The sequence below is a fragment of the Pseudomonas syringae pv. tagetis genome (assembly GCF_022557255.1).
GTDB classification, from domain to species: domain Bacteria; phylum Pseudomonadota; class Gammaproteobacteria; order Pseudomonadales; family Pseudomonadaceae; genus Aquipseudomonas; species Aquipseudomonas caricapapayae.
The window spans coordinates 5,353,727-5,371,524 of sequence record NZ_CP092923.1; the positions used below are offsets into that span (position 1 = coordinate 5,353,727).

A 17,798-nucleotide genomic window follows, 5' to 3' on the forward strand; every position below is an offset into this window, starting at 1 on the left:
AGAACGTGGCCTGCGTAGGGTTCTCCAACGGTTATCCACAGGCAGACTCACCTTATCTGTGCACAAGCCTTTGAAACTGTTGAATTTTTGATCAATCTTCTTAAAGCCACGGTGCGCATGGCGCGCAACGCTATTCCCCCAGGTTATCCACAGGCAGGTGCACGGTTAACTTGGATAACCTGACAAAAGCACTCACTCCTCACTCCTCACTCCGCAACACCAACTCCACCACCAAATCATCAGCCAGAGTCTCAAGCCCGGCCTGCAGATCGTCCAGCGACAAGCCCACCGGGACGCCCAGTACGGCGTCAGCGTGGAACAGCACCTCGCTGCTCATGGGCGCAGGCGCGACGTCGGTGATCAAGTGTTCGACGTTAACGCCCTGTCCGGCCAGCAGGCGGGTGATGTCGCGCACGATGCCGGGGCGGTCGTTGCCGACCAGTTGCATGTTGATCGGTCGCGTGGTGCCGCTGGTCTCGACCACGCTTTCGGCCAGCAGCATGCGGATGCCGTGAGCGGACAACCCGTTAAGGGCCTTGATCAGGTCGTCGTACTTTTCCGGCTCGACACCTACCTTGAGGATCCCGGCAAACTGTCCGGCCATGCGCGACATGCGACTTTCCAGCCAGTTACCGCCCTGTTCGGCGATGCACCGCGCGATGCGTTCGACCTGGCCCGGTTTGTCCGGAGCAACCAGCGTTACGACGAGATGATCCACGGTCAATTCCTCTTACTGTGCAAGTGATTTGAAAACGGCGTCGGTCGCTCGAGTATAGACAGGACCGGAGGCAGCTCGTGAGCGCTAAATCGTGTACCGTTTGCCACGCTTTATGGAACAATCCTGAGCGCTTTCGGGAACACCAGGAATATGAATCGTGACCCGATGCGGGCATCCAGTCGTTTAGTGACATATTCAGCGACGTTTTCACGCGACGACGGCTCATGTAGTATCCAGAACTGCGCACTACATGACACCAAGATCAATAACAGAGCGCTCCCCGAGTGTGCTCGACCCTGCTGAGCAGAGTGAGGCAAGTGCAATGACTGAGTACGTTCAAGTCGGTGACCTGCAAGTCGCCAGAGTCCTGTTCGACTTCGTGCAGAACGAAGCCACCCCTGGAACCGGCGTCGATGCCAACGCGTTCTGGGCCGGTGCGGACCAACTGATCCACGACCTTGCGCCAAAGAACAAGGCACTGCTCACCCAACGTGATGAATTGCAGGCGAAGATCGATACCTGGCACCAGTCGCGCGCCGGGCAGGCTCACGACGCCTCGGCTTACAAAGCCTTCCTTCAGGAGATCGGCTATCTGTTGCCGGAAGCAGCGGACTTCCAGATCACCACGCAAAATGTCGATGAAGAAATAGCCACTATGGCCGGGCCGCAACTGGTCGTGCCGGTGATGAACGCACGGTTTGCGCTCAATGCGTCAAACGCCCGTTGGGGCTCGCTGTATGACGCGCTCTATGGCACCGATGCAATCAGCGAAGCAGGCGGCGCGGAAAAAGGCAAAGGCTACAACAAGGTACGCGGCGACAAGGTAATCGCCTTCGCCCGCGCTTTTCTCGATCAGGCTGCGCCACTGGCAGCGGGCTCACACGCTGACTCGACAGCTTACAAACTGATCGACGGCAAACTGGTCGTCAGCCTCAAGGGCGGCAGCAACAGCGGCCTGCGCGACGATGCACAACTGGTCGGCTTTCAAGGCGATGCCTCGGCACCGTTCGCCGTGCTGTTCAAGCACAACGGCCTGCATTTCGAATTGCAGATCGACGCTGCAAGCCCGGTCGGCCAGACCGATCCGGCAGGCGTGAAAGACATCCTCATGGAAGCCGCACTGACCACCATCATGGACTGCGAAGACTCCATTGCAGCCGTCGATGCCGACGATAAAGTCGTCGTCTATCGCAACTGGCTGGGCCTGATGAAGGGCGACCTGGCCGAATCGGTGTCCAAGGGCGGCGAAACCTTCACCCGCACCATGAACCCGGACCGGGTCTACACCACGCCACAAGGTGGCGAAGTCACCCTGCACGGCCGCTCGTTGCTGTTCATCCGCAACGTCGGCCACCTGATGACCATCGACGCGATTCTCGACAAGCATGGTAACGAAGTGCCGGAAGGCATTCTCGATGGTCTGCTGACCAGCCTCGCGGCGATCCACAACCTCAACGGCAATAACACACGCAGTAATAGCCGCAGCGGCTCGATGTACATCGTCAAACCGAAGATGCACGGGCCGCAGGAAGCCGCGTTCACCAACGAGCTGTTCGGGCGTATCGAGCAGGTGCTGGGCTTGCCGCGCAACACACTGAAAGTCGGAATCATGGACGAGGAGCGCCGTACCACGGTCAACCTCAAGGCCTGCATTCAGGCAGCCAGCGAGCGCGTGGTGTTCATCAATACCGGCTTCCTCGACCGCACCGGCGACGAGATTCACACGTCGATGGAGGCAGGCCCGGTGGTGCGCAAGGCGCAGATGAAAGCTGAAAAATGGATTTCGGCCTACGAGAACTCCAACGTCGATATCGGCCTGAAATGCGGCCTGCAAGGTCGTGCGCAAATCGGCAAGGGCATGTGGGCCATGCCTGACCTGATGGCCGCCATGCTGGAGCAGAAAATCGCTCACCCGCTGGCAGGCGCAAACACCGCCTGGGTACCATCACCCACCGCGGCTGCGCTGCATGCTCTGCACTATCACAAGGTGGATGTGTTCGCCCGGCAGGCCGAACTGGCCCAGCGCGAACAGGCCTCGGTGGACGACATTCTGACCATCCCGCTCGCACCGAACACCGACTGGACGCCGGAAGAAATCCAGAACGAACTGGACAACAATGCCCAGGGCATTCTTGGCTACGTCGTGCGCTGGATCGATCAGGGCGTGGGTTGCTCGAAAGTACCGGACATCAACGACATCGGCCTGATGGAAGACCGCGCCACGCTGCGCATCTCCAGCCAGCACATGGCCAACTGGCTGCGGCATGGCATCGTCACCGAAACTCAGGTACTGGAAAGCCTCAAACGCATGGCCCCCGTCGTGGACCGCCAGAACGCCAACGACCCGCTGTACCGCCCACTTGCGCCAGACTTCGACAGCAACATCGCCTTCCAGGCGGCCGTCGAACTGGTCATCGAAGGCACGCGACAGCCCAACGGCTACACCGAGCCGGTGCTGCATCGCCGCCGTCGTGAGTTTAAGGCCAAGAACGGAGTGTAAGGTTTTTAGTCACCGGACCGAAGAGGCGGCTTGCTGCCTCTTCGGGAAGGTGATGAGTAAACATCGCGTTTTTTCGTTTGAACGACCCAGATACTTTCTAACTCAATACATCATAGAAGCAAAGCAAACTTCATCCCGTTTGTGGGAAAAAGTCATTCCCCGCGCAAGACGCCTGATCAATATAGGTAAGTCGAGTCTTTAATTATAAAAACCTAACCGCAAGGTATTTCCGCGCACGACACACAGTGCTATCTCTCTTCCTGCTGCATTAACAAAAGTCATACCCCTTAAACAACGCCGTTTAAATTGATGAGCGTTCATAGTGGCCATGACTTCAGTTCTGCTCAAGGAGAGTTGCATGAACCGATTGGCAATTGTTGTAGGTGATATGACGGATCATGGAGGACACGTCATGACAGGCTCCGAAAGCCATATCATTGGTGGGTTCCCCACGGCGCATGTCGGGTGCGATGTTATTTGTCCGCTGCATGGCCCTACCAGGATAATCAGCGGGCAGAACGACTACCTCGTCGAAGGCTACCCACTGGCGCTTGAAGGCGACCTGACAAACTGCGGTGCACGACTGGTTTCTTGCCAACAGAACTTTTTCCTGGTCGAAAGAAAATCCTCCTCCGAACACATACCCGCTACCCCGCCAATGAAACGGGCATATACCCCCGTCGTACTTGCTCAGTCCTACACTGCGTCGACCTCCAGACAAAACCGAATCGTGTGTGACGAGCGTTTTCAAATGCTCACCCACCAACGCAATCGCCTTGGCCATCTGGATTATGTGCTGCTGGAACATAACCAATGCACGGCTCGCGGCACCCTCGATGAGCACGGCCACAGCCGCAAACATGGCAGCTCAAACCCTTCGACCCTGCAGTTTGCCGCCTCTGCCCCTTGGCCTGTAATGGAGTAAATGAACATGTCCCTGAATGATTTCCAGCGCACCAATGCCGTCGGTCCCGATACCTACTTTGCCCTGCCACAGGGTGTGTCACGCACCTATGCACCCTTGGACACACCACCCAAGCAAGTCATCATCGAAAACCTCGCCCTGTCCCGCATTCCGGGCGCCATGCGTAACATGGGCTGGGATACCGCTGCGGCGTTAATGCAACGATGGTTTGATAGCCCGGGGTGGGAGATGCCGGCGGATTGGAAAAAGCCGGAAACACAGCCTGATCCGATGAGCTTATCTCCTGAGCAATGCGATGAAGACAGAGTGAAAATGGAGTGGGCAATGCAGTTTGGGCGCTGTCGAACCGCAATAGCCGTGGCGGAGTCCAGATTGACTACGCCCAATGCGCTTTTGCGGTTAAAAAAGCTTTTGAAAAAGCAGGGATGGCATGGAAGCGCTCCGTTTAAGCTGGGTTCCACGCTTATGACTGCCCGACAAATAGACGTAACCTCTCAGGTAAATTTTACTGAGTTTGGTGGAGCATGGGATGCACTGGATGACATGTACGGAGCTTTAGGCACCGCGACACTCAAGGTTGGTGTCGTGGGGGAGGTTTTTACCAAAGAACACCCTATTACTCAGCAAGCGCAGCATTATTTCAGAGTCGAGCACTTAGGTTTTTACATTCGCGACCACTACGACTTCAACGGCTTTCAATACTTGGGCACATGGACAGAGGACCGTGTGCTGACGAAAGCAGAAACCGTTATAGCTGTGACGCCACAAGGAAACTTAATCATACGCCTGAAAGAGGGGCCATTTGCGGCCATAGCCAATAATCACTTTCGAAAATACAGGAATAATACAAGTAACGGCGGAGACTTCTTTATCTATTCGGATGTGTTATGGAAAAAAGCCGACCCATTCATTGATCTGGAAATTCCCATTTGAAAATAAGCGCGAGAAAAATCCAATTCCTTTCTGCCTATTTTCTTATCGCACTCAGCCTATGGGCCGCGTCGCAATGGTGGGAAAAAGGCTTGGCGGAAAGGTCAGGTGACCCGATCGTCAGCCCTGATGGCTGCTACCGACTCGAAACATTTAAACCATTCTGGGTACTGCCGAATATGTTTCATCGCAAGCCTCATCCTGACGAAGACGTACCGCCAAAATGGTTCCCGTTGTGGGGCTACCCTGGCTTCTATCGGCTGTATGACAATCGCAACGGTGAACTAATTTCAGAAAACAAGATTTATGACCTTGAAACAGCAGGATGGGGAATAGATTGGGGAGAAGAGTCGGGTTTCGTCTACGCAGGAATGATCCTCATCGGGCCGAACGTCTCTGATTGCATCGGTGATCGCTCTTCACATGTCACGAACCAAAAATGAAGTCGCCATCGACACACATCATCTTTCTTGCAACCTTCATCACGACCGCTGGAAGCCTATGGGCTGCTTCGGAGTACTGGGAAAAGGGCTTGGCGGAAAGCCTGAACGAACCTGATATCAGCCCGGGTGGATGCTATCGAGTTGAAACGTTCAAGCCGTTCTGGATTTTGCCCATGATGTTTCATAGAAAAGCCAACCCCTATAAAGATCATCCACCGAAGTGGCTCCCTTGGTGGGGCTACCCTGCATTTTTCCGTCTCTACGATCACCGCACTGGCGAACTGATCTCGGAAACCGAGATTCATGATCTGGAGTCGGCAGGTGGGCCAATGTCTTGGGGCGGTGGGTCAGGGATGGTCTACGCCGGAATGATCCCCATCGGCCCGAATGTCTCTGACTGTATGGGGGACCGTCCCACCACACGTGCTACGCCTCAAGAATGAAGCCGCTATCAACGCGCATCATCTTTCTTGCAGCCTACATCACCATCGCACTCAGCTTTTGGACCGCTTCGCAATGGTGGGAAAAGGGCTTAGCCACAAAGGAAAATCAAGTCATCATTAGCCCCAACAAATGTTACCGAATCGAAAGCTATACGCCAGCATGGCTGCTTCCTACATGGTTACATCCATGGGGAACTCCCGATAAAGTTGAGAAACCTCAGTGGTTTGTTCAATGGATAGCTCCAGGCTTTGACCGACTATATGACCACCGTACCAACGCTTTTCTGGGAGAAAGCGAAGTGTATGATTTTGGACGTACGGGCGGCGGCGGTACTTTCTGGGGTGACCGACTGCGGCCCGGTGTATACGAAGGAATGATCTATATCGGGCCCAACGCACCCGATTGCATCGGTGATCAGCCTGCCACGCATTGAATTCCCGGCATCTCTATGCGCTTCAAAATAAAAACGGAACCGAACCCACATTCCGACCACGCATCCAGACAGGTCCGTAAACCTCCATCACAACAAGTGAGGCGGTTTCAGGCACCTGCCCCCGGCTGACCCACCAAAGGACACAAACCGCGAGTCAGCAACGTAGCCCCCTTCCGCCCCCGAGCAAACACGCCTCCCCGTGTCGCCCTGGCAGTTTGAAGAAGTGTCGCCTTCAGCCGCGACAGCCCTTCAAACACGTTTTACGCACCACCGAATGTGCAGTGTCGATTACTACCACCACCTGTATTGATCTGTCGAACTTGATATCTGAGCCGATGGAGCCCGCTCATGACCTTAAGAATCAATACTCGTTCTGCTACCCCGGTTGTACCTGTGGAAACAGGCTCTACATCGCAGCCCACACCACCGCCGGTCACGGCAAGACCGACTGAGCCTCCCCCCGTCGCCAATCCTGCTGCGCCTAAATCAGCGCCAGATGTTCAGCAAGCACACGGGCTGAAGACGCGCATCGCTGGCAAGCTTTCCGAACGCCAGACCAATTTCAGTCTCGGGATTCCCGGCACCGGTCGTACTCTCAACCGGCCCTTGCGCAGCGGGATTCCGGAGGAAGGTGAGCAGGTATCGAACGAGGAGAGTCATGATCCGTTGCTCAAGGAAGCGCATGAACTGCAGCGCATGGTGGAGTCGGCGCTGACCCATCTGAAGGCGGCACCGACGTCTCTCTGGGAGCGCCCCGCCCCTTCAACGTTAAGGCGTATTACCACCAAGGTTTTTCCGTGGCTAAAGCCTGCCCCGCTGCGCGAAGTCGCCAGCAATGGCAGCAACGCCAAGACCAGGATCAACTCACAGCAAAGCCCTGAAACCATCGCAGCGGCGGTAAAAGAGCTGAGCACCCGGCTCGATCACCAAAGCAAGGTGCTCGCCACAGCCACCCACGCACTGGTCGCTGCGCGCGAGCACCTTGAATCGCTCGAACAGGCCAGCCCACCCACGTCGACCGAACGACTGGACCACGCCAGGGCTCGCGTTCAGCAAGCCGACTCCACCACCCGCTTGGCCAGTCAGCAACTTCGTGAGCTGATTCAGGGCACAGAGGTGTTGCAACTGGGCGCGCTGAGTGAGGGGCAGGATCAGATTGAACAGAAAGCCGAGTTCTCTCAGCAGTGGCTGGGCGAGTTGCGCACACGCATGCAGGCGCTGGATGTGCGCTTCACTGACCGGCACGCCGCCATCGCAATCGAACTGGAACTCAAGGTGGCGCAAACCCGAGAGCTGATTTCACTCGACCACGACATGACCGTCGCCGAGCGCACGGCGGCACACGCCAACGCAGACCTCTCTGCCCTGCGTGCCCAGCGAAGGGCGATACCCGAGGGTCAGCCGAGGCCGACAGGCTGGATGCAGTCATTGAACAGACGCTGGCAACGCGCTCGCAGACCATGCAGGTGCATCAGCAACTGACACGAAAGCTGGTGCGGGTCGATGCCGATTGTGCGCGTCTGAACGACGAGATAGGCGAGCTTTACCAACGGCTCGCCATCGTCAGCGGTGAGCGCTCTGCACTCGATACGCTCAAACAGAAACTACCCGGTTCAGAACAGGCAACAGCATCTGTAGAGGGGCAAGCCACGGAGCGAATCGACAAAACCGCCCTCAAGAACGTCCGCGAGCAATACCTTGCCAGCCAGATCAGCGAAGCGCATACCTTCACAGCAACCGGCGCGGATGCGATTCAAGCGGCCCTGCAACGTATTGGCGACCGTCTGCAAGGCACACCCCCGCCGACACCGTTGCCTGCATTCGCGGTTATCGAGGTTGTGACATCGGCGCTGGCAGAGTTGACGGGTAACGACGCCACACGCGCCAACCGCGTGTTCGACTTACTGAACCAGCATCCGCTGGAACATTGGCCACGCGTTGCCGAGGAGATGTCGAAGTCGGTCAGGCCCCGTAGCGCCAATAACAACAGCGTGCAGAAGGACACCCTCGCCCTCTGTCGAAAGCTGGCAAGTTTGCCGCGCGGCATGGAGATTCTTCAGGTGCTGTCCAGCGACGGTACTGAGCCAATCGTCGCCGACCGGGCCAAACCTTTACGGGTGTTCTGGAATGCCGACGAAGCGCAGCAAAATGAGTCCGACAGCAAGGTCAAAGCCTGGCTGCAAACGGCCAAACAGGTGGCACGCAGCAAGCTGGATGGAGACGAGAAGTCGTTCGACGATATGGATCATGCCGCCTACAACGCGGTTCGTAACGGATACTTCAACAATGCTCCCGGCACGCCCTATGCGCAACATGACCAGCGCTTGAAGAAAGCGACGATGGAATGGGTCATGCGCGCCGTTGCGGCCAATAGCCCACAGGAAACAACAGCAACTGCCCCGGCAAAAAGCACGTTGCCGCGCCGTCTGGTCCCCACGCTGAACAAGACACCGTTCGCCAAATCGACACTGGATCGTGCCTACTCGGTGGGCGAAAGCATGGGCCTGCAATCGCCCAGAAAACAGGTTGATCAGGTTATTTCCGCGCGTATCAGCATGCTGGAAGAGACGCTGAAAAACGCCAAGGGCGCGCCGGGACTGCAACTTGAAATCTCGGCAGCCCACGCCATGCTTGATCACCTTAAATCTCTGGAGAAGAAAGGCACTCACCTGTCACAGGTGACGCTTAAAAAGCGCGATGGCAAATCGATGCAAAGCCTGCTCAAGACCCGCGTTCAACAGCAGCGGCTGTCGCAGATATGGGATAAGCCGGACGCGAACGGCAAGCGTGCAGTCAACGTACTGCACAAAGCTCAGCACATAGAGCTGCCGCCGCTGTACCGCGAACTGGCGAACAGCAAGCTGTCGGTCTACGAGGCAATCAATCGTGTTGATGAGCACCTGCGCGAAATATTGCCGCCAGCACTGCAACCTGCTCAGTCTGTCGAAGAGGTGCTCGAACAGGACTTGAGCGCGGCGATAAAGCTGTTGAAATCCCGGCACCTGAACGCGAAAAGCGACATCGTGACGTTTTTCAAGCCGTTCATTCTTGAAAGCCGTCTGCGCGACCGGCTGCGGCTGGGCGGCGGAGGCACGCTGGGCGTAGGCTTGCCGTCGCTGCCCTACAGCTTGATATCGCCCATCGTGTCACCGATCTTTTCGGCAGAGAAATCTCGCAGTGACGAAGCGTTTGCCCAGCTGTTCATGCCGATTCTGGGCATGGAAATGTCCTTCGGCAAAGCACGAACCGAAGCCACCATCGGTGTGGCGGCAGGAAGTGCGGTTGCAGACGGTGTGGGGCTACAGGCGGCGCTCACTGGCCGCTTTACCGCTCAGGAAACTCAAACCAGTTCGACCCTCATGCGCTTTTTTCGCACCCGTCACAAGGACGATGAAATGCGCGGCAACATGCTTAACGCTCTGGACAGCATGGTGCGTTGGGACATCATCGACCCGCAAAAGGGCCAGCGTTACGCCGGGCCGCTGGAAGCCATACTGGCGCGTAACCCGGAGGTCTCTGTCAGCCAGATCGATGCGACGTCAAGCACCCGCAACGTCGCGGCGCGTGTGGCATTGCGCGTCCCGGCGGTACGTTTCAAGGATGGCGCCAGTCAAGCCTCTCAAACCCTAACGCCGGAACCCTCGGTGTACGTAGAGGCGGATCGAATCAAGGAAACACGCGCGGAAACCGGCGGATTCATCAGCGTTGTCGGCGCCAAGGGTGACACCGCTCAGCAACGGGCGGGGGTCACCGCCAACCTGAACTTCGCGCCTATTGCCAGCTCGGCCACGCCAGCAGAAAAAGGTGCCAATCATGGGGTTCAGGGTCAGGCGCTGGGTTTGCAACTGGGCGTGTCCCGGGACCTGGCCTGGGCGCTGGAAAAAAACGAAATATCGCCCTTCCTGATTGGCGACAAACAGGACGCCGATCTGGACCGACATTACTCCACGCCGCGCGACATGCAGGCCGAGATCAATGCTAACCGCGATCTGTGGTTGCTGCGTTGTATCGAAACCCTGGAGCAGGATGAGACAGGCAACAAAAACACCCCTGACAATCGCCTGCGTGCAGCCATGCTGCTTGATACCTTCGAAGCGACGATCAAGCGTCTGGGCAAGGAAAGCAAGTATTGCCAATACAACGTCAACTACTCGATGAAGGGCCGGGCCGGGGCCGAGATAGACGGCTACCGCGGCATTCAGGCACTGGCTTTGCAGCGCGGGGACTTGCAGGCTGCAGAAAAGGCCCGGCAGGCTATCGACGATATTTTGCTGACCAAAGAGACCTGGCGGCCACTGGTATTGATCGTCCGGGAGAGGGCCCGGGACTTCACCGTTGTCGGCTGGCGTAACCTGCTCCGTTGGCAGAAGCTCTCCAATGTCGACGGTCAACGCACCGCCGCGCAGTTTCCGCCGCCTTGAAACAAGGGTCGCTCACCGCTGATCGGCATGCCAATGCAGGCATTGGCATGCCGATCAAGTTGGGCGGTGGCGCTTCAACCAATCCCCAATTCTCGCTTCACCAGTTTCACCAACTGCTTGGTATTAAGCGGTTTGAGCAGGAAGTCCACCACGTTCAGGTGCATGGCATCAATGGCGTCGCGCACATTGGCGTCGCCGGACACGATAATGATCGGCAATTCAGCGCGATCTGATTCGCGGACTTTGCGGATCAAGTCCAGCCCGTCGAAAGGAGCCATTCGCAGGTCGGTAATCAGCAGTCCGATGGACTGACGCGTCTGGATCATTGCGAGTGCGCTGTCGCCACCGGGTGCAGTCATGCAACTGATGTCATTGAGGCTGAGAATTTCAGCCAGCAACTCACGCGCGTCGCTGTCGTCATCGACGATCAGGACCCGTTGCGGTGCATCGCGGGCGGGCGTGATCATGACCTCATGGAGGGCATCGCGCTCGTCGTCGCTCAGAATATCGTGGTCAATCATTACAGTCTCATCATTCCCTGAACTAATCCGACCGCAGATACGGGTCAATCTGCGATGCATTTCGTCGGCATCCTGGCCGGTATTCGCTCGCAGTCCATTGCGCTCGTCAAATCAGTTACACCCAGGCAGGCATGGCCCCGTCACCTGGTTCATGCGTAAGACTTACGTCCAATGGGCACCTGGCTGCAAGCGGCCGACCATGAGCACCAATAACAAGAACGCGGAACAGGCCATGAGCAAGGCAGATGCTTTTACCCAGGCAGGCAAGACAGCCGTGCTACAGAACATACACGGCACCATGCAGTTTCTGCAAAAATTCCCGCCGTTCAACCAGATGGAAAACGCTCATCTGGCGTACCTTGTCGAGCAATGTCAGCTCCGGTTCTACGCAGCAGACGAAAGCATCATCAAGCCTGGCGACGGCCCGGTGGAGCATTTTTACATCGTCAAGCAGGGTCGAATCGTCGGTGAACGCCCGCATTCTGCCAAAGGCGGCACAGAAACGACATTTGAAATCACCACCGGCGAGTGTTTTCCGCTGGCCGCCCTGCTCGGCGAACGTGCCACTCGCACCGAGCATCTGGCTGGCGAAGACACCTTTTGCCTGCAACTGAACAAACAGGCATTCATCAAGCTGTTCGCGCTCTCCACAACCTTTCGCGACTTTGCCCTGCGCGGTGTCAGCAGCCTGCTGGATCAAGTCAATCAACAGGTCCAGCAACGTGCCGCAGAAACCCTGGGCACGCAGTATTCCCTGAACACCCGCCTGGGTGAACTGGCCATGCGTCATCCAGTGATGTGCAGTCCTGAAACCCCCATGCGCGACGCGGTGAAACTGATGCATGAGCAGCAGGTCGGCAGCATCGTGATTGTCGATGAGCGGCAGGCTCCGCTGGGGATTTTTACCCTGCGCGACCTGCGTGAGGCGGTTGCCGATGTGAATGCCGATTTCAGCGCACCGGTCAGGCACACCATGAGCCTGTCGCCCTTCCATCTGAGCCCGGACGCCAGCGCGTTCGACGCAGCCATCGCCATGACCGGGCGGCATATCGCCCACGTGTGCCTGGTCAGAGACGGGCGATTGTGCGGCGTGGTGTCGGAACGGGATCTGTTTTCCTTGCAGCGGGTCGATCTGGTGCATCTGGCGCGAACCATCCGCAATGCGCCACGCATCGAAGCGCTCGCAGGCTTGCGGGGCGATATTGTCCAACTGGTCGACCGCATGCTCGCCCACGGAGCCTCTTCGACACAGATAACGCAGATCATCACCCTGCTCAACGACCACACCGTATGCAGGGTGATCGAGCTGACGCTTGCCGAGAAAGGCGACCCTGGCATTGCATTCAGCTGGCTGTGCTTTGGCAGTGAAGGCCGTCGCGAACAGACACTGCATACCGATCAGGACAACGGCATCCTGTTTGAAGCCCGCGATGCCGCAGAGGCAGAGCAGATCCGCACCTTATTGCTGCCGATTGCCGAACGCATCAATCAGAGCCTGGCGCAGTGCGGTTTTACCCTGTGCAAAGGCAACATCATGGCCGGCAACCCCGACCTGTGCCTGTCCCGGCTGGAATGGTCACAGCGCTTCGCAGCCTTTATCCGCGAGGCGACCCCGGAAAACCTGCTGGCATCGAGTATTTATTTCGATCTGCGCGTGGTCTGGGGGGACGAAAGCGGCGGCGATCAACTGCGCCGCGGCATTCTTGATCAGGTGGCAGACAACAAGCTGTTTCAGCGAATGATGGCCGAAAATGCACTGCGCCAGCGTCCACCGGTGGGTCGTTTCAAGGACTTCGTACTGGCCCGCAAAGGCAGTGAAAAAGATACCCTGGACCTCAAGACCGAAGGCCTGACGCCCTTTGTCGACGGCGCGCGCCTGCTGGCACTGGCCAATAGCGTCGGGGTCAACAACACCCAGGAGCGCCTGCGTCAACTGGTCGAACGTGAAGTCATCGACCCGCTGGATGGCGCAGCGTACGAGGAGGCATATCACTTCATTCAGCAGACCCGTATGCAGCAACACCAGCTGCAGAGTCGCCAGAACCTTCCTTACTCGAACCGCATCGATCCGGACACACTCAACCACCTGGACCGGCGCATTCTGCGCGAATCGTTTCGCCAGGCGCAGCGACTGCAAACCAGCCTGACTCTGCGTTACCAGCTATGAACCTGTTCGAATGGCTCATGCCACGCCCCAAAAAAACACCCTTGCACGTGCATCAACTGGATCGGCTCAAGAGGTTGCCGGTCTGCGCGAGCCTCAGCGACAAGCCGTTGCGTCAACAGCGCTGGGTCGTGCTGGACCTTGAAACCAGTGGCCTGAACATGAATCGGGATCAGGTGTTGTCTATCGGCGCGGTGGTGATTGAAGACGGCGCCATCAATCTGGGCCAGCAGTTCGAGCGCACACTGTTGCGCGTCGACCACAAGGTCAGCCCGGCCGTTCTGATTCATGGGCTGGCACCCAGCGCGATTGCCGCAGGCAGCGAGCCGGCCGAAGCGTTGCTGGACTTCATGGAGTTCGTCGGCGATAGCCCGATTCTGGGCTTTCACGCGCCATTCGATCAGCACATGCTGTCACGCGCACTCAAAGAAAGCCTGGGCTATCGCTTGCAGCATCCGTTCTTCGACGCTGCCGAAATCGCCCCGATGCTGTGCGAGCACGCCAACCTGCGTCATGCCGGACTGGACGACTGGACGTGTTTTTTTGGCCTGCATGCCGAAGAACGTCACAACGCCAGCGCCGATGCACTGGTCACCGCAGAGCTGGCGCTGATCCTGTTCAGCCATGCCCGCCGCCAGCAGGTCGACAGCCCCTTGCGACTGGCAGAATCACTGGGGCAATGGCGCAGGCGCAAACACTCGCATTCGTTCTGATGACAAGTCTTGATCACTACCGAGAACGAGGCTTCTGCCCGGAGGGCGTAGGAGCGAAGGGCGTGGGAGAAGACCGGGGTCCGCGATGGGTTGCGAAGCGGTCCCAAACCCGGTGACCTCGGTTATAACTGATGTACCGTGTGCACCGGTTTTGCTACCGGTTCCCGGCAGTTCGCGGACAAGTCCGCTCCTACATATCCCGGCAGGTCGTGGCCAAGCGAAGCGTCGCCCAGTCCGCTGCCACATAACGCGCTTCTGCCCGGAGGGCGTGGGAGCGGACTTGTCCGCGATGGGCTGCGAAGCGGTCCCAAACCCGGTGACCTCGGTTATAACTGATGTACCGTGTGCACCGGTTTTGCTACCGGTTCCCGGCAGTTCGCGGACAAGTCCGCTCCTACATATCCCGGCAGGTCGTGGCCAAGCGAAGCGTCGCCCGGTCCGCACACATAACGCGCTTCTGCCCGGAGGGCGTGGGAGCGGACTTGTCCGCGATGGGTTGCGAAGCGGCCCCAAGCCCGGTGACCTCGGTTGTAACTGATGCACCGTGTGCACCGGTTTTGCTACCGGTTCCCGGCAGTTCGCGGACAAGTCCGCTCCTACATATCCCGGCAGATCGTGGCCAAGCGAAGCGTCGCCCAGTCCGCTGCCACATAACGCGCTTCTGCCCGGAGGGCGTGGGAGCGGACTTGTCCGCGATGGGCTGCGAAGCGGCCCCAAGCCCGGTGACCTCGGTTGTAACTGATGTACCGTGTGCACCGGTTTTGCTACCGGTTCCCGGCAGTTCGCGGACAAGTCCGCTCCTACATATCCCGGCAGATCGTGGCCAAGTGAAGCGTCGCCGGTCCACCACACAAGCCCTGTTCCGGGGGCTTTTCAGTGCTTGTGTTTAACGACCTGGGCTCAGCCCTGGGAAATGGTCTTGGCGATCACATCCACCGTGGCATCGACCTGCTCGCGGTAACGCTTCAATTCGACCTTGTGCAATTGCTCAAGCTCGATCTGTTGTGAACAGAGGTTCAGCGCAGCCAGGACCAGCAGACGGTCACCGATCAACGTGGGGTATTTGCGCTTTGTGTCAGCCAGCGACGCATTGAGCATCGCTGCGGCCTTCATGAGAGTCAGGTCTTCGCCAGCCGGGGCCTTGACCGAGTACTCATTACCCAGAATGGTGAGAACGGTTACACCGCTGCCATCGACGTTCATGCGCCAACAGCACTTGCGCTGGTCGCGCGGTCAACCAGTGCCTGGATGCGCGCAGCAGTGCTGCCCTGCTTCTCTTCCTGCTCCATCAGACTCAGTTGCAAGTTCTCGTTCTCGTCCTTGGCTTTTGCCAGCTCGGCACCGAGCTGCGCATTCGTGTCCTGAAGGGTCTGGTTCTGCTGTACCAGATCACCGACAAGTTGTTCCAATTGGCTAAGGGAGGCTTCCAACATTTTGATTTCTCGAGCAAATTTCAACGGGCGCGTACGATAAAGAAAAGTCGCTGCGCATGCCAGCGCTCAGGCTTTGATACTAATCTGTCATCACATTGACATGTCGATAACGTAAACGCGTAGGGGGCTTGTGACTACGTATTCGGAATCCGGTTCCTGCTGTTCGTCAGACAGCTCGGAACTGCGACAAATGCGCACAGCCGCTGGGCAAACTGCCATCCCGAAAAAAGCCGTCGTCCAGTCTTTTCAATGGTTTGCGCAGATTGCTTGGCCCTTGCCCAAAGACCGTCATCATTAAGTCACGCGTTTTAAGTGCCTACCGCCTCAAGACTTTAGTCGCATGACCGATAGGCCCCCCATTCACGGCTTTATCCCCGTCTTTAAATCGCATGGATCGCGTACCTGACCCTGGAAACTTTCTATGTCCCTGCGAAATATGAACATAGCGCTTCGAGCGTTTCTTGGATTTGCCATGATCGGCACACTCATGCTGATTCTGGGTATCTTTGCGCTGTCACAAATGAGCAAGATCCGTGGCGCTACCGAAGTGCTGGCCGACAACAATGTGCCGAGCATCAAGAGCCTCGACCGATTCGCTGAAGTGAGTATTCGTTTGCGGGTGTTGTCTTACCGGCTGCTCGTCAACCGGGATCCGGAAACCCAGCAGAAGACCATCGAGCTGATGGCAATGCGCAACAAGCAGATCAGTGACGCCCAGACGATTTACGAGAAGCTCATCAGCGATCCCGATGAGCGAAACCTGTACAACCAGTATGTGCAACTGCTGGGACAGTATCGCCAGCTCGAAGAGCGCCTGAAGACGCTGACCCGCGCCAACAAAATCGATGAATTGCAGGGCTTGCTCAACAACGAGATGCTCAGCAACTCCGACCAGATGAATGTTGTGCTCAGCAAACTGGTGGAGTTCAACACGGCTCAGTTGAATCAGGTGAAGAAGGACGCGTCCAGCGAGTACGACTCGGCATTCAATCTGGTCATCGGACTGTTAATCGCTGCCACCCTGCTGACCATCGTGTTTGCCTGGATGCTGATCAAGAGTATTACCACACCGATTGCCACAGCTCTGCATGCAGCGGAAACCATCGCACAAGGCAACCTGACCCGGCCCATTGAGGTCGACGGCACCGATGAGGCCGGTCGTTTGCTACTGGCCATGAAAACCATGCAGAACAAGCTGCGCGATACCCTGCAGGGTATTTCCGGATCTGCGACACAACTGGCTTCTGCTGCTGAAGAGCTGAATGCCGTTACCGACGAAAGCGCACGCGGGCTGGTGCAGCAGAATAACGAAATCGAACAGGCTGCCACCGCGGTCAACGAAATGACCAGCGCCGTGGAAGAAGTTGCCCGCAACGCGGTGAGCACATCGCAAGCGTCTCGCAATGCAGCGACGTCTGCTGGCGACGGCCGCGATCTGGTTCAGGAAACTGTCAGCGCTATCGAGCGTATGAGCGGCGATGTGAAAGGCACTGCCGAACTGATCATCAGCCTGGCCAATGAGTCGCGTGATATCGGCAAGGTGCTCGACGTGATTCGTGGCCTGGCCGATCAGACCAATCTGCTGGCACTCAACGCGGCCATTGAAGCGGCACGCGCCGGTGAGGCCGGGCGTGGGTTTGCGGTGGTTGCCGATGAAGTACGCGCCCTGGCACACCGCACCCAGCAATCGACCAGCGAAATCGAGCGCATGATCAGCAGCATTCAGAGCGGTACCGAACAGGCGGTCGGCTCGATGCGTAACAGCACCGAACGTGCGGAATCGACCCTGAATATCGCCAAAGGCGCGGGCCTGGCACTGAACACCATCAATAGCGCTGTCGAAGAGATCAACGAACGTAACCTGGTCATCGCCAGTGCCGCCGAGGAACAGGCGCAAGTCGCCCGAGAAGTGGACCGTAACCTGGTGAACATTCGCGACCTGTCGGCACAATCCACCACCGGTGCCAATCAGACCAGCGCGGCCAGCACCGAACTTTCACGCCTGGCCGTGGACCTCAACAGCATGGTGTCGCGCTTCGCGCTTTAAACACGCGAAAGCTCAACTAGCGTGCCGGCGCTCCGCGTCCTCTTGCGACGCAGAGCGCCGCGACCTGCATTGCCACGCCGGAGTTGTATGACCCCCTATCGTGCGG

General features: G+C 57.6%; 13 protein-coding genes and 2 pseudogenes. 11 read left to right on the plus strand and 4 right to left on the minus strand.

What is annotated here, in order from left to right:
* Window positions 1–199: 199 nt before the first annotated feature.
* Complete coding sequence (locus MME58_RS24010; protein WP_055007170.1) at window positions 200–718, minus strand: glycine cleavage system transcriptional repressor; 519 nt, start codon at window positions 716–718, stop codon at window positions 200–202.
* Between the two features lie 322 nt (window positions 719–1,040).
* On the opposite strand from MME58_RS24010, the gene MME58_RS24015 reads away from it, so the two are divergent.
* The 7 genes and pseudogenes from MME58_RS24015 to MME58_RS24045 all read left to right on the plus strand — a co-directional run bounded on the left by MME58_RS24015 (window position 1,041) and on the right by MME58_RS24045 (window position 10,814).
* Window positions 1,041–3,218 (plus strand): malate synthase G, encoded by a 2,178-nt coding sequence (locus MME58_RS24015; protein WP_054985679.1) that lies wholly within the window; start codon window positions 1,041–1,043, stop codon window positions 3,216–3,218.
* A 358-nt stretch (window positions 3,219–3,576) separates the two neighbouring features.
* Entirely contained in the window at window positions 3,577–4,143 is a 567-nt protein-coding gene (locus MME58_RS24020; protein ID WP_082427636.1) for a PAAR domain-containing protein, read from the plus strand.
* A gap of 6 nt (window positions 4,144–4,149) precedes the next feature.
* Entirely contained in the window at window positions 4,150–5,076 is a 927-nt protein-coding gene (locus tag MME58_RS24025; RefSeq protein WP_054985681.1) for a DUF6402 family protein, read from the plus strand.
* Window positions 5,073–5,516, plus strand: a complete 444-nt coding sequence (locus MME58_RS24030) for a hypothetical protein (RefSeq protein WP_005763718.1) — start codon at window positions 5,073–5,075, stop codon at window positions 5,514–5,516. The genes MME58_RS24025 and MME58_RS24030 overlap by 4 nt, the downstream gene beginning before the upstream one ends.
* The gene (locus MME58_RS24035) at window positions 5,513–5,959 is read left to right on the plus strand and encodes a hypothetical protein (RefSeq protein WP_054985682.1); all 447 of its coding nucleotides are present in this window, start codon (window positions 5,513–5,515) and stop codon (window positions 5,957–5,959) included. Before MME58_RS24030 ends, MME58_RS24035 begins: the two co-directional genes overlap by 4 nt.
* Window positions 5,956–6,393 (plus strand): hypothetical protein, encoded by a 438-nt coding sequence (locus MME58_RS24040; RefSeq protein WP_082427637.1) that lies wholly within the window; start codon window positions 5,956–5,958, stop codon window positions 6,391–6,393. Before MME58_RS24035 ends, MME58_RS24040 begins: the two co-directional genes overlap by 4 nt.
* 696 nt (window positions 6,394–7,089) lie before the next feature.
* Window positions 7,090–10,814, plus strand: a pseudogene (locus MME58_RS24045) (type III effector).
* A gap of 74 nt (window positions 10,815–10,888) precedes the next feature.
* Here MME58_RS24045 and MME58_RS24050 read toward each other — a convergent pair.
* Window positions 10,889–11,335, minus strand: coding sequence for a response regulator (locus tag MME58_RS24050; RefSeq protein WP_054985684.1), 447 nt, complete (start codon window positions 11,333–11,335; stop codon window positions 10,889–10,891).
* Between the two features lie 232 nt (window positions 11,336–11,567).
* Between MME58_RS24050 and MME58_RS24055 the strand changes: the two genes are divergently transcribed.
* Both MME58_RS24055 and MME58_RS24060 read left to right on the plus strand, forming a co-directional pair.
* A complete protein-coding gene (locus MME58_RS24055) occupies window positions 11,568–13,502 on the plus strand; it encodes a putative nucleotidyltransferase substrate binding domain-containing protein (protein ID WP_055007173.1) in 1,935 nt (644 codons plus the stop codon).
* Entirely contained in the window at window positions 13,499–14,212 is a 714-nt protein-coding gene (locus tag MME58_RS24060) for a 3'-5' exonuclease (RefSeq protein ID WP_054985685.1), read from the plus strand. The genes MME58_RS24055 and MME58_RS24060 overlap by 4 nt, the downstream gene beginning before the upstream one ends.
* 900 nt (window positions 14,213–15,112) lie before the next feature.
* Here MME58_RS24060 and MME58_RS24065 read toward each other — a convergent pair.
* Together MME58_RS24065 and MME58_RS24070 are read right to left on the minus strand one after the other, a co-directional pair.
* A complete protein-coding gene (locus MME58_RS24065; RefSeq protein WP_054985686.1) occupies window positions 15,113–15,415 on the minus strand; it encodes a cell division protein ZapA in 303 nt (100 codons plus the stop codon).
* Window positions 15,412–15,645 (minus strand): hypothetical protein, encoded by a 234-nt coding sequence (locus MME58_RS24070; protein ID WP_005763699.1) that lies wholly within the window; start codon window positions 15,643–15,645, stop codon window positions 15,412–15,414. The genes MME58_RS24065 and MME58_RS24070 overlap by 4 nt, the downstream gene beginning before the upstream one ends.
* Before the next feature lie 487 nt (window positions 15,646–16,132).
* Between MME58_RS24070 and MME58_RS27905 the strand changes: the two are divergent.
* A pseudogene (locus tag MME58_RS27905) lies at window positions 16,133–16,561 on the plus strand (MCP four helix bundle domain-containing protein); the annotation flags it as partial.
* Entirely contained in the window at window positions 16,562–17,692 is a 1,131-nt protein-coding gene (locus MME58_RS24075) for a methyl-accepting chemotaxis protein (RefSeq protein WP_407075172.1), read from the plus strand.
* Window positions 17,693–17,798: the final 106 nt, after the last annotated feature.

Excerpts from the sequence above, each read along its gene's own strand:
- MME58_RS24015 (WP_054985679.1), top strand. The coding sequence starts at position 1,041 with ATGACTGAGTACGTTCAAGTCGGTGACCTGCAAGTCGCCAGAGTCCTG.
- MME58_RS24020 (WP_082427636.1), top strand. The coding sequence starts at position 3,577 with ATGAACCGATTGGCAATTGTTGTAGGTGATATGACGGATCATGGAGGA.
- MME58_RS24025 (WP_054985681.1), top strand. The coding sequence starts at position 4,150 with ATGTCCCTGAATGATTTCCAGCGCACCAATGCCGTCGGTCCCGATACC.
- MME58_RS24035 (WP_054985682.1), top strand. The coding sequence starts at position 5,513 with ATGAAGTCGCCATCGACACACATCATCTTTCTTGCAACCTTCATCACG.
- MME58_RS24040 (WP_082427637.1), top strand. The coding sequence starts at position 5,956 with ATGAAGCCGCTATCAACGCGCATCATCTTTCTTGCAGCCTACATCACC.
- MME58_RS24050 (WP_054985684.1), bottom strand. The coding sequence starts at position 11,335 with ATGATTGACCACGATATTCTGAGCGACGACGAGCGCGATGCCCTCCAT.
- MME58_RS24055 (WP_055007173.1), top strand. The coding sequence starts at position 11,568 with ATGAGCAAGGCAGATGCTTTTACCCAGGCAGGCAAGACAGCCGTGCTA.
- MME58_RS24060 (WP_054985685.1), top strand. The coding sequence starts at position 13,499 with ATGAACCTGTTCGAATGGCTCATGCCACGCCCCAAAAAAACACCCTTG.
- MME58_RS24065 (WP_054985686.1), bottom strand. The coding sequence starts at position 15,415 with ATGAACGTCGATGGCAGCGGTGTAACCGTTCTCACCATTCTGGGTAAT.
- MME58_RS24070 (WP_005763699.1), bottom strand. The coding sequence starts at position 15,645 with ATGTTGGAAGCCTCCCTTAGCCAATTGGAACAACTTGTCGGTGATCTG.